We start from the raw sequence: 10,919 nt of genomic DNA, 5'->3' as shown, positions 1-10,919 counted from the left end.
AGCCTTGCGTGTCGGTGTGGGTCAACTGATTGTCCTGGGCGATGCGCTGACGCGCCCGCGCCCGCAGCAACGCTCGGCCCAAGGCCAGGCCGCCGTCGACCGCGAGGCGGCCGCGCTGTCGCTCTACCAGTTCCATGCCTGCCCGTTCTGCGTCAAGACGCGGCGCGCCATCCACCGCCTGAACGTGCCCGTTGCGCTGCGCGATGCCAAGGGGGATCCCCAGGCGCGCGCCGAATTGCAGGCTGGCGGCGGCAAGGTCAAGGTGCCGTGCCTGCGCATCGAGGAAGCGGGCGGCACGCGCTGGATGTACGAGTCCAGCGACATCATCGCCTACCTTGAACAACGCTACGCGAACGTGGCCTGACGCGGCGGCCTCATGACACGCCCCGCCCGCCGCCTGGCTCTCCTGACCCTGTGCGCGGCCGTGGCGCTGGCGGGCTGCGACTCGTCGCTGCCGCCGTCGCCCGCCGGGTCCAGGCTCACGGCGGAGACCCTGGCCACCCAGGAAACGCCGCCCGAGCTCCAGTTCAAGGGCGCCTTGGCGGGCAAACCCATCCACCTGCTTATGCATGAATGCAAGGTCTACAAGGTGGACCCGGCGGAAGGCGGCAATGTCGCCTGGACGCTGGTGCTGGAAGGCGATTTCTATCTGCTGCCCACCGCCTGCGTGCGCCAGGAACTGACGGCGGGCAAGGGCTTCGTGCAGGCCTTCATCGGCCGCCAGGCGTTCGGCGCCGGCGGCTGCTGCACCGGCACTCCGGAGTACCGGTCGACCGACGGGCTGACCTGGAAGCCGCGCTGAACGCCACGTTGAATGCCGAACTGAATGCCGCAATGAACGCCATCAGCGTGAGCGGACGATCGTTTGCGGTTGGCCATCCCCAGGGTTGTTTGAACGCAAGGCCTGGCCAGTCCTGACAAAGTTGCCGCTTCCGCCGTGCCGCCGCGCGTGCCGCGTCAGCCGTGCCGCCGCACGCTCTGGCTGGGGCTCTCGCCGTAGCGCGCCTTGTAGCCGGCGCTGAAACGCCCCAGGTGCGCGAAACCCCAGCGCAGCGCCACCCCCGCGACGTTCTGGCATTCACCCGCCACCAGCTCGGCGCGCGCCCGTTCCATGCGCAGGTCGCGCAGATAGTGCATGGGGCTGATCCCCAGGAATTCCTTGAAGCCGGCATACAGGCTGCGCACGCTGACCCCCGCGATGCGCGCCAGCTGCTCGGCGCTGACCGGCTCGTGCGCATGCGCCTGCAGATAATCCTGCACGCAGCGCACGTGGCGCGGCAGCACCGCGCCGCGGCGGCCCGCCGGCGTGGCGCTGTAGTTGTGGGGCAGGGTGGACAGCAGCGTCGCCGCCACCAGTTGTTCCATCTGGTGCACGATCAGCTTGTGCTGGGCCAGGTCGGCGTGCTGCGACGAACAATCCAGCAGATACGCCATCAGGCAGCGCCAGGCCGGACACTCGCGCCAGCGGAACCCCAGCTGGAAGCGCAGCGGCCGATCCAGCGTACAGCCCAGGTGGCCCACCAGCGTGCGCTCCAGCAGCGAGCGGCCCACCCGCAACATGAACTGATCGTTGTCGTCGGCCCAATGCATCGCCAGGTCGTCATCCGGGCTGACCACCGACGCCACGTCCGGCGTCGAATCCACCCGCTGCGGCCCGCTCTCGATCAGCGCGGTGCCCGACAGCGGCATCTGCACCAGGAAGAAGTCCTCCAGCGGCCCCGGCCGGATCTCGACATTCGCCCCGTAGCGCAGCCGGTTCAGCGACACCTCGCCCAGCGGCTGGTGATGCATGCGCGCGTTCAGGCGCTGCGTCGACCCGACCACGCCCAGGTGGTGCGGCCGCATCACCCGGCCCACCATCGCGCGCGCCTCGTCCAGGTCGCCCGAGGCGAACAGCTGTTGCGCCGGCGTCGCCAGAATGGTGTCGATGCGCCACCCCGCGGCGCCGGCCATTGCCCCGGCGGCCGGGCGCGGCTCGGCGGGTTGCCATGATGTCTCGGCATCGGACTGCGTCGTGTTCAGCATGGCCGGGATTCCTTGCTCAGGTCCTGATGTCCGGCGGGCAGCGGCCGCCGGTTCCCCTGGCGGCCACGTCCGTGGCGCGCCTTTATGATGGTCCTCATAGTAAAACGCCGCGCCCCGCGCGGGACTGCTGGAAAACCCGTCCCGGCGGGCATGGGACTATCCGTTTTTTGCGCTGGCTGTCCGCGGCGTGCGGGAAAGCGGCCGGGGCCGGCGGCTGTCGTCAGGGGGCCGGGCTGGCCCGTGCCCTCAGAGGATGGCCTGCAGCCCTTTGTCGGCGATCAGGTTGAGCAGCTTGAGCGCCGGCCCGGTGGGGCGGGTCTGGCCTTGTTCCCATTTGCGCACGGTCGAGGCGGTGGTGTGCAGGTGCAGCGCGAATACCGGCTGGCTGAAGTTCAGGGATTCGCGCAGGCGGCGGATGTCCGTCGCATCGAGGTCACGGACCGGCGGAGGGCAGAGGCTGTCGAATTCGCGCAGGGTGACCTTGCCGACCGCGCCCGCGTCGTGCAACGCGGCCAGATCGTCGCGGATGTCCTCAATGATCTTGCTCACAATGGATCTCCAATAGGATGCCGGATCCGAGCGCTTTCGAGATGGCGTCGGGGGATAGTTCGAGGAATACCCGTCCTGCGAATTGCAGTGCCTTCTGTTCCTCCGGCGCTATGTTTTCCTGGTCGCTCTTGGAAAAGCCATGGAGAAACACATAGCGGTGGCCAAGGCGAGCGGAAAGCAATGCGCGATATCCATGGCTTTTGCCCCCGCCTGGCCGGGCCTCTCGTTGTTTGTAGAGCAGGCCTCCCAGGCTGGCGTCGATCAAGCCGTGTTCCATTGCCCTGACCGCCATGCAGAGTGCGGCGTCAGGCAGGCGTTCCTCTGCCTGCCATCGGGCAAAGCGTTTTCGCTTCAGGATGCGTTTCATCAGTGTTCCTAAATGTACCCGCTTCGGGCATGATTTAAAGCACCCGAGTGGATATTTCCTCGAGGCTTTCGTCCTATTCTCGAAAATGCGGCCAAGGGGCCACGTTGGCCCCTGCGCGTGCCGCGCGAGGCGGCCAGTGCTGATGTGCAAACGTAGCGCAGATGGGCAAGCTTTGTGAGGGATACCGTGCTCAACATGTCCACGTTGATGGCGCACTGGAGGACCCGGGAACGGATAGGCGGCAATTGGCGCAACCGGGTGCAAGCTGATGTGGGAGCGCGACATCTGCTATGTCGCCAACAATTCCCGCTGGCGCGTGATGGCCGAGACCTCGAACCTGATCGAGACCGAGTATCCGGACAAGGGCTATTACGGCCTGGCCTACAGCATCGCCCGCGCCAAGCTATACATGAAGACCGGCAAGCAGCTCACTGACGCGCGCTGAGGCGGCGCGGCGGCGTGGCCGGCAGGCCGGCCGCCCATCAACGCTTGAGGCAGCTGGACACCGACTCGGTCAGTCGGGCCATTTCCTGGTCGACGCCGAGATCGGTGCAATAGGCGCCGGCGCCGCGCAACGAGAGCGCGAGCGTGGAGGCGCGCTTCGAGACCTCGGCTTTCAGGCGAAAGCCGCTGGTGTTGGGGCTGCTGTAGTGGGTGGTTTCGAGCACCCCGGTCTTGGCGTCGCGGATGGCATGGCCCTGGTCATATTCCCGCCCGGCCGCCGTGCTCGCGGCGGTTGCGCGGTCGATGCACGCGAACACGTCCTCGGTGGCGGCGTTCTGTGGAATCTGGAGCGTGGCGCTCTGGCTGGGGCCGAGCGCGTCGCAGAGCGTCGAAGACGTCGAGCAGCCGCCCAACAGGACAATGATCGCCGCCATCCCGGCCAGCCTGCCTTTCAGGCGGCCATGCGCCTGGATCCCGCCAATACCCGCCATCGCCGTGACCTCCCCCGATCGGTATGCCAACAGACACCCATGGGCTGGCGCACAGGCGGGTGTCGCGTTGCGCTCCCGGTCGGCATGCCTGCCATTCGAGCCTGCATTCTAGAGACTGCGCGACGTGGCGGTGTAACGAGTGATGGCGGTGTGTCTCTTTGTCCTTGGAAAAGCGTGCGGATCAACGGGCTCACCCGTTCACGACCTTCGCCGCCGTCACCGTCACTTCGACCAGCCAGCCGGGTTCGACAAGGCCCACCACCTGCGCCCGAGTCCGGGTGGGCAGATGGGGTTGCGCGCTTGAGCCGAAGTAGTCGGCATAGACGCTCGAAAACGCGCCGTAGTCCGGCGGGCCGGTCCTGGCGGGTTCCACGACGAAAAGCGCTTGCACGGCAATCACATCGCCCAGGGTATACCCTTTGCCTTCCAGGATTGCCTGAATCTGGTCGAACACGCTTCTCGTCTGCGTGCGCAGATCGCCGAAGTAGCCGACCGAGTGGGGTTCGGCGTCGAGATTCGACGGCAGTGCGCCGACGCCGCTCAACGTGATGGTCCGGGCGCTCGCGGGGACTTCAATCGCTTCCGCGAATTCCCGAGCCCACGATGCCTCGAGGCGCCTGGGGGTAGGGTGCCGCACAATGGCGTCGCTCATTGGATTCTCCAAAGGTGAATTGACCGCCTGCCACGAGCGCCGTCTACCTGGGATGCGCCCGCTCATAGCCCGCTCATCGGTCCGCCGGAATGCCGAGGGGAGGTCAGCGCATGATGGTACGTAGATGTCGATCATCTGAAAAATGAATTAATTCGATAAAATCGTTCGATCTTGTCGATGGATATCGCTGCCTTGAACCGGGATTCAATGAGAGACAGATGGAACTGCGCCACCTTCGCTATTTCTTGACCATCGTCGAACTCGACAATCTGTCGCGCGCGGCCGAGAAGCTGTGCGTTGCGCAATCCACGCTGTCGCACGCCCTGCGTCAACTTGAAGAAGAATTGGGCATCGCGTTGTTTGACCGGGTAGGGCGGACCATGCGCCTCACTCAGGCCGGTCGGGTGTTCCGCGACTATGCGGCGCGAACATGCAATGAAGCGACGCGGGCCAAGCGGGCGATGCAGGAGTTGAACGAGCTCGACGCGGGTACCTTCACCTTGGGCGCCATCCCGGTATTTCCCCTGGCATTTCTGCCGCGCACGGTCTCGGCCTTCAACCAGCGACACCCGAAAGTGCGGATCGTGGTCCAGGATCTGCTCGCGGCGCAGCTCGAGGAAAAACTGGCGCTGGGTATGCTCGATCTTGGCATCGCCTTTCATCCGGCCTCACGCGATGATGTCGAATCCGAACCTCTTTTTTCAGAGCGGCTGGTCCTGGCGGTGGGCCGCGAGCACCCGTTCGCACGGAAGCGTCGGGTTCAGTGGAGAACGCTCGATTCGATTCCGCTAGCCCTGTTCCCGCCGAAATTCTCGACGCGCATCCTGATCGAAGACGCGTTCAAGGCCGCCCATGCGCAATTGCAGGTAGCGGTGGAAATGGATAGCACGGAGTCGCTCCTGGCGGTCGCCGCGGAAGGGCAGCTTGCGACCATCGTCCCTGAAACGGCGGCGACGGGCTTCGAGCGCGTCAATCTCATCCCTATCACGCAGCCGGAATTGTCCCGGCAACTCGGCTTGCTGTGGCCGAAGGGAGCAGGGCGGACTCGCGCCGCGACGACTTTCGCCGGGATGCTCAAGGAAATGTCCATGGCCGTGAGAAAGGGCCAGAAAGCGTGAGGGGATAGACCGAGGAACACCTCTCCAGCGAATTGCAGTATCGGTAGCGGATGCAAGCAGACCGCTTGAGCGAATCGTTTTACTATCGCCGTTGACAATTCCCGGCCGCGCTGTGTGAATGGCGCCGCGCCCAATCCTACGCACGCTTACCGAATGACCATGACGCCCTCACGGAAAGAACCGCGCCCGTCCGCGCGGCGCATTCTCGCGGATGTTGCTCCCCTCAGCCATGATCAACGCTACAAACGCATGGTGGCGCTCGGTCGTGAATCCCTCACGAGTGCGCCTCTGGCTGAAGACCTGCGGTCATTGGCGCAATCGGAGGTCCACTACGAGCGGCTGTTGGCGTTGATGTCGGTCAGTGGCTCCCATGCGACGGATCTGATCGTCACGATGCTCGCCGATCCGTCGCCCATGCTGGCATTGCGTGCCGCCCGGCTGGCGGCGCGTGTCGTGCCCGACGAGCTGCTGGTCCGGCTGATGCCGGACATGACGAAGGCGTGTCGCCGGGATCTTGCCAGCCAGCTCTGGCGAGCGGGGCGCGGACAGGTGAACGATGCCGTCTACCCGACACTTGACGGTGCGGCGCGCCGCCATCTTCTGCCGTGGACGACCGATGCGTTCATCCGCGGCAATCTGGACGCGGAGCTGCTGGCCGCGCTCGAGGCGCCGCAGTGGGCGGCATTGGCGCAGCGCTTGCCGGGATACGTGCGCGACCAGCTGGTGCAGGCGCTGGAGACGTCCGGCAATCCCTCCTACGTGTTGCGGCTTGCCGTCCGAGCTTCGCTCTATCGCATGTTGCGCAGCGACCGGGCGGCTGGGTTGAGCCTGTTGCGCGTGGCGGTTACCCGACTCCCGGTGAGTGATCTTCCCCTGACGCGCTATGCCTCCTTCTTCCCGAAGGAAATCGGCGCCATTGTCGAAGGCCTGGGAAGCAGGCAGCGCATTCCCTTCACGCCGCGAGCCTTGCGGCGCCTGGACGCGCCCGCGCTGTGCAGGCTGTTGTCGGTCGACGCGCTGCCCAATTTGCAGGCGGTCTTCCCGCAGCTGCGCGCAAGCCAGCGGGACGCGCTTTACCGCCATGGCGGCGAAGCTTGGCGCCGGGACAGCGGGGCCTTGCCGTTTGAGTTCGTGCGGGAGCTGTCCAGCGCCGCCCGGCAGGCCGAAGCGCGCCATGCGTTTTCGCTGCGGCTGCTGGCTGCCGAGCCGATGATCCGCTTGCCGTATCTATCCTGCCTGCCGTTTCAGGAAGCGCTGGCCCTGGCCCAGCCTTTCCTGTCGCAGCCTGATGGCGAATTGCGCGCGCAGGCCGTGGCGGCGGTGGTGGGGGCAGGGAGATACGAGGCATCCAGCTTGTCCGCCATCCTGGACTTCTGCCGGGCCCGTGAAAACGAGCAAGACCCGGTGCGGCTTGCCATGCTGACCGCCCTGGCGGCGCTGCCGCCGTCGCGTTGGGAAACCGAGCATCTGCCCGGGTTCTCCGCGCTGATCGATGCCGCGCTGCGTGCCAGGGACTGCTCGCACCAGACCATGCTGGCGGCCACGCAATGGTTGATGGCCATCATCGCCACCCATGCCGCTTTCGTCGTCGAGACGCTGCCTCGCCTGGTCGAGCGCATGGGCAGCATGGGAAATCTCCGCTACGGGTATTGGGAATCCCGTATGAGCGACAACGAATTGCTTGAGATCGCCCCGCATCTGATGGGGTTGCTCCAGACATGGATCCGGCGGGATCGCGGCCAGATTGCGCTGCAACTGGTCTTGGGCTTCGGATGCCGCGCCAAAGCCGTGGATCTGTTCGTCGACCTGCTGGCCGGCCTGACCCGGGACAAGCGTGGCCATGTGGCGCGGTCGGGGCTGGAGGCGCTGGTGAGGCTCGGACTCAGCAAACGGGTCGCCGAGTTGGTCCCCCAATTGGTGGGGGACGACCCGAGCTGGATCCAGGTTTCGGCGGTTTCCTCGCATCTGCATGTGCGCAGGCAGGACCTGCTGACGCCGTTCCTGAGCGCCCGCGTCTACAAGGGGCGGTTTCCGAGCGGCAAGGCGGCGTTTCTTCCCGCCTATGACAGCGGCTTCTCCCGGTGGACAGCCGCCCAGCAGCAATGCTATGCCGGCGAACTGCTCGATATCCTCACGAGCCCGCAACGCAACGCCTGGGAACTCTACGGTTGCGTCCAGCGATACGCGGCCATGCCGTCCATCGATCTGGCGCCGCTCTTCGACTTCGCTCGCCTGGACGCGCCTGACCAGGGACTGCGTGACAAGACGCTGGAAGTGCTCGGGCGCGCCGATGCGGGACGCGGCGTGGCAGCGCTGATGCAGGCATTGGATGACGGCCGGGCCCGCATCGCCATCTATGCCCTGCGTCGATCCCTGATGAACCTGCCCCCCGCGCGGGTCTTGGACCTGCTCGACCGCGTGCCGCGCGGCAAGATCACCGTGGCCAAGGAAATCATTCGGCTCGCTGGCGATCTGAGGACGGACGGCGCCTTCGCATTCCTGACCCGGATCGAAGCTGAACCCAGGCTGCATCCGGATGTGGTGATCGCCTTGATGCGGGCGTACTGGAACTTCCTTGATCGCCCTGAGGTCTGGCAGCGATTGCACGCCGCCGCCCGCAACGAGCAGCCTGCGCTCGCGCGCGCAACCATCCGTATTCCGCCGGTGGGTCTTGCCCCGGACAGCCAGCGCGCATTGAGCAGGCATCTTGCATTGCTGCTTGGACATCCCGACGCGCAAATCCGCAAGGAAACCCTGGAAAGACTGATCGCGATGCCGCCGGGGGAAGGCGAGCCGACGCTGTACCAAGCGTTGGCCGCGCGGCTCGATGACGTCGATGTCGCGCTGGTTGAACTGGCGGCGCGCGCACTGCTGGGTATCTATGCGGGCAGCTTGCCGCGGGAACTGGCAGGCAGTTTCGCCGGCTTGACGCGGGCGCAGTCATTGGCTGCCGTTGTCGATGCGTATCTGTGGCAGTTGCACCGTGGCCAGCTGGAACTGGCCGCGTCGGCGAACCTGCTGGTCCAGGCCCTGCTGGCCAGGCGCTGGCATCCGGGGCTGGCGCTGAGGCTCGCATTCTCGGTATTGAGTCCGGAGGCCGCGTTGACGACCGCGCGGCAATTCGATTCTTCGGAATTGCTGCATCCCGGCGTCGTCGGGGATGTCCTGGATTCGCTTGCAGAGACGGCGGCTGGTGCGCGCCCGGATCAACTCATCCAGGTCGAAGCATTGCTGGGGGCCGAGGGCAATGCCCGCATGCGGCGGATCGGCCTGGGCTTGCTGCGCGAAATGTCGAACAGGATTGGCTGGACGGAAGACATGCGCCAGCGGCTGGGGGTCTATCGGAATGACAAGGATGGCTGGGTTTCCGACGCGGCCGACCTGATCACGTATCCGGATGAGGTTTCCGAATGAAGCGATTCCTCGTCGCCCATGATTACGGCATGGGATCCCTGTGGTGGTGGATAGAGGCGCCTTCGGAAGCGGCGATCGTCCAGACCTATGCCGAAGTTGTGGTTGTCGACCAGACCGAGGTGGATCCTGGGAGGTTTACGGACATTCCGTCGATTCGTATCGGCGATCCCGCTCCCGCGGGCCTTGACGACCCGCAAGCGCAGCGCAGCCTCCAGCGCGCCAATCCGAAATTCGGCGCGCTGGTCGGGCGAGGCAACGTCTACATCAAGCAGGATTTTCCTGAAGATCAGGAGACCTATTTCGTCGAGTACGACGAAAAGGGGTATCGCACGCGCCAGGTCGTGGTGTCGGCCAGTGGCGACGCGGAAAGCACGGGTCCCGAGGATTGGTGTTTCAATCCGCCGGAAGACTTGTGGGACCCGGAACTCGCCGAGCGTGAAACCACGCGGGATGAGTTCGAGTCTTGGTGGGCACGCGCTCGCGCGGCTGGGCGTCTTGCGCCGTGACGACTTTCGCCGGAATGCTCAAGGAGATGTCCATGGCCGTGAGAAAGGACCAGAAGGCGTGAGCATGGACGGATTTGCGTTAGTCGCCGACATGGCTGCCGTCTAGAACCGCCTCTCCAGCATTAGGCTGACCTCGGTCCGGTCCCGCGCATACATGGGCAGATTGCTGGTGATCTTGAGGTAACTGAGGTTCAGCTTCGGCTCCAACCCGGCGATCTTGAAGTCCGGCGTCCAGACCGAGGCGTCCACGCGCAGCTCATGATCGCGCCGCCGCTGGTTCAGGAACAGGGCATAGGGCGCCTCATACGCCTGTCTGCCATAGCGGGCGCTCAAGCGCGTGCCCAACATTTGCCCGAAGGTCTTGACCACGCCCAGCTGCGCCCAGGGAAAGCGATAGGTGTATTCGCCCGCCGCCACCGCCTCGCGCTGCAGCCCGACGCTGGCGTAAGCCAACAGCGCGGGCGAGAACACGCGGATGGCCGTCAGCGACAGCACGTCCAGATGGCCGTCATAGGCGGCATAGGCCCGGTCGTCGTAGCCGCGCTTGAGCCACAGCCAGGCCCCCATCAACTGCCACCCCGGCGTTGGCCGCCACCCGTACTCCAGGCTCAAGCCGCGGTTGTGGCTATAGCGCCGGCTGCCCATCCAGCTGCGGCCCGCCTGGGGCGTCGCGGCAAACCAGCGCGTGGCGTCCTGCCACTTGTAGCCGCCGCGCAAGGTCAGGGAGCGGTCGCTGTAGTCGCGTTGCACGCGATACGCGGTGCCGTCGATATCCGCGCCCAGCGTGTAGTAGTGATGCCCGCCGAGATTGCGTTCGACATTGGCGCTGCCGCTGTATTTCAACCCCCAATCCGCCTTGGGCAACGCGTCGCGGCCCTTCGCGAACGGCACCCACAAGGGACCTTGCCGTGTCGCGACCGGCAGGTACAGCATCGGGTCGCGGTTGGCCGAATTGACGTTGTTGCTGTAGGCCGTGCCCGCGCCCAGGCGGAAATTCCAGCGGCGCTGCTGCGCCAATGCCTGACGGTAAAGCATGACGCTGCGCTGCGCCGCCGGCTCCAGCGACCCCAGCCGCAGGTCGGCCAGCTCGGCGTCGGACTGCGCGAATTGGCGATCCTCCATCAGCATGGTGGCCAGTTCCAGCCGCACGTAGCCCAGGTCGGGATGCTGCGCCACCAGTTGGCGGTACAACGCGATGGCCTCGGCCAGCCGTCCGTCGTGGCGCAGCAGCGCGCCATGCACGTAGTCGCGCAGGATCGGATCGACACCGGCCATCCAGGGGTAGAAGCGCATCACCCGGCGCAGGGTGCCCCAGTCCTCTTGCAGCATCGCCTGGTTGAGGATGCGTTCGGT

Annotated in this window: 12 protein-coding genes; 6 read left to right on the top strand and 6 right to left on the bottom strand. The window is 65.7% G+C overall.

The genetic code is table 11. The features are described from left to right. Both AOZ49_RS29165 and AOZ49_RS29160 read left to right on the top strand, forming a co-directional pair. Positions 1-364, top strand: a 364-nt coding sequence (locus AOZ49_RS29165) for a glutaredoxin family protein (protein WP_054479343.1), incomplete at its 5' end; no start/stop codon positions are given. A 12-nt stretch (positions 365-376) separates the two neighbouring features. Then, positions 377-802 (top strand): hypothetical protein, encoded by a 426-nt coding sequence (locus tag AOZ49_RS29160; RefSeq protein ID WP_054479341.1) that lies wholly within the window; start codon positions 377-379, stop codon positions 800-802. A 155-nt stretch (positions 803-957) separates the two neighbouring features. Here AOZ49_RS29160 and AOZ49_RS29155 read toward each other — a convergent pair whose 3' ends face one another. From AOZ49_RS29155 to AOZ49_RS32155, 3 genes are all read right to left on the bottom strand, one after another. After that, on the bottom strand, positions 958-2,025 hold the full coding sequence (locus AOZ49_RS29155) for an AraC family transcriptional regulator (RefSeq protein WP_054479339.1): 1,068 nt from the start codon (positions 2,023-2,025) through the stop codon (positions 958-960). A gap of 246 nt (positions 2,026-2,271) precedes the next feature. Continuing rightward, positions 2,272-2,574 (bottom strand): helix-turn-helix domain-containing protein, encoded by a 303-nt coding sequence (locus tag AOZ49_RS29150; protein WP_054432229.1) that lies wholly within the window; start codon positions 2,572-2,574, stop codon positions 2,272-2,274. Next, the gene (locus AOZ49_RS32155; RefSeq protein WP_082380630.1) at positions 2,558-2,941 is read right to left on the bottom strand and encodes a type II toxin-antitoxin system RelE/ParE family toxin; all 384 of its coding nucleotides are present in this window, start codon (positions 2,939-2,941) and stop codon (positions 2,558-2,560) included. The genes AOZ49_RS29150 and AOZ49_RS32155 overlap by 17 nt, the downstream gene beginning before the upstream one ends. Positions 2,942-3,209: 268 nt before the next feature. On the opposite strand from AOZ49_RS32155, the gene AOZ49_RS32765 reads away from it, so the two are divergent. Continuing rightward, positions 3,210-3,386, top strand: coding sequence for a hypothetical protein (locus AOZ49_RS32765; protein WP_156333417.1), 177 nt, complete (start codon positions 3,210-3,212; stop codon positions 3,384-3,386). A gap of 37 nt (positions 3,387-3,423) precedes the next feature. Here AOZ49_RS32765 and AOZ49_RS29140 read toward each other — a convergent pair whose 3' ends face one another. Together AOZ49_RS29140 and AOZ49_RS29135 are read right to left on the bottom strand one after the other, a co-directional pair. After that, positions 3,424-3,876 carry a hypothetical protein gene (locus AOZ49_RS29140; protein WP_054432227.1) on the bottom strand — a complete coding sequence of 151 codons (453 nt, stop codon included), beginning with the start codon at positions 3,874-3,876 and terminating at the stop codon, positions 3,424-3,426. Positions 3,877-4,066: 190 nt separating this feature from the next. Continuing rightward, on the bottom strand, positions 4,067-4,528 hold the full coding sequence (locus AOZ49_RS29135) for a Rid family hydrolase (RefSeq protein WP_054479335.1): 462 nt from the start codon (positions 4,526-4,528) through the stop codon (positions 4,067-4,069). 218 nt (positions 4,529-4,746) lie between these two features. Between AOZ49_RS29135 and AOZ49_RS29130 the strand changes: the two genes are divergently transcribed. From AOZ49_RS29130 to AOZ49_RS29120, 3 genes are all read left to right on the top strand, one after another. Then, a complete protein-coding gene (locus AOZ49_RS29130) occupies positions 4,747-5,646 on the top strand; it encodes a LysR substrate-binding domain-containing protein (RefSeq protein ID WP_054479333.1) in 900 nt (299 codons plus the stop codon). A 153-nt stretch (positions 5,647-5,799) separates the two neighbouring features. Continuing rightward, positions 5,800-9,060 carry a hypothetical protein gene (locus tag AOZ49_RS29125; protein ID WP_156355781.1) on the top strand — a complete coding sequence of 1,087 codons (3,261 nt, stop codon included), beginning with the start codon at positions 5,800-5,802 and terminating at the stop codon, positions 9,058-9,060. Continuing rightward, positions 9,057-9,566: a hypothetical protein gene (locus AOZ49_RS29120; protein ID WP_054479328.1), complete on the top strand. Its 510-nt coding sequence runs from the start codon at positions 9,057-9,059 to the stop codon at positions 9,564-9,566. The genes AOZ49_RS29125 and AOZ49_RS29120 overlap by 4 nt, the downstream gene beginning before the upstream one ends. A 102-nt stretch (positions 9,567-9,668) precedes the next feature. Here the strand turns inward: AOZ49_RS29120 and AOZ49_RS29115 are convergent. After that, positions 9,669-10,919 (bottom strand): surface lipoprotein assembly modifier (locus tag AOZ49_RS29115; protein WP_231690477.1); only part of this gene is annotated, 1,251 nt, incomplete at its 5' end.

This window comes from Achromobacter sp. 2789STDY5608615, assembly GCF_001298995.1.
In the GTDB taxonomy this organism is placed as follows: domain Bacteria; phylum Pseudomonadota; class Gammaproteobacteria; order Burkholderiales; family Burkholderiaceae_B; genus Achromobacter; species Achromobacter insuavis.
The sequence above is the reverse complement of the archived record's forward strand: the minus strand, read 5'-3'. Positions and strand labels throughout refer to the sequence as shown.

What these genes read in the sequence shown, in the direction of transcription:
- AOZ49_RS32765 (WP_156333417.1), top strand. Translation starts at nt 3,210, where the DNA reads ATGTGGGAGCGCGACATCTGCTATGTCGCCAACAATTCCCGCTGGCGC.
- AOZ49_RS29155 (WP_054479339.1), bottom strand. Translation starts at nt 2,025, where the DNA reads ATGCTGAACACGACGCAGTCCGATGCCGAGACATCATGGCAACCCGCC.
- AOZ49_RS29160 (WP_054479341.1), top strand. Translation starts at nt 377, where the DNA reads ATGACACGCCCCGCCCGCCGCCTGGCTCTCCTGACCCTGTGCGCGGCC.
- AOZ49_RS32155 (WP_082380630.1), bottom strand. Translation starts at nt 2,941, where the DNA reads ATGAAACGCATCCTGAAGCGAAAACGCTTTGCCCGATGGCAGGCAGAG.
- AOZ49_RS29130 (WP_054479333.1), top strand. Translation starts at nt 4,747, where the DNA reads ATGGAACTGCGCCACCTTCGCTATTTCTTGACCATCGTCGAACTCGAC.
- AOZ49_RS29135 (WP_054479335.1), bottom strand. Translation starts at nt 4,528, where the DNA reads ATGAGCGACGCCATTGTGCGGCACCCTACCCCCAGGCGCCTCGAGGCA.
- AOZ49_RS29125 (WP_156355781.1), top strand. Translation starts at nt 5,800, where the DNA reads ATGACCATGACGCCCTCACGGAAAGAACCGCGCCCGTCCGCGCGGCGC.
- AOZ49_RS29140 (WP_054432227.1), bottom strand. Translation starts at nt 3,876, where the DNA reads ATGGCGGGTATTGGCGGGATCCAGGCGCATGGCCGCCTGAAAGGCAGG.
- AOZ49_RS29120 (WP_054479328.1), top strand. Translation starts at nt 9,057, where the DNA reads ATGAAGCGATTCCTCGTCGCCCATGATTACGGCATGGGATCCCTGTGG.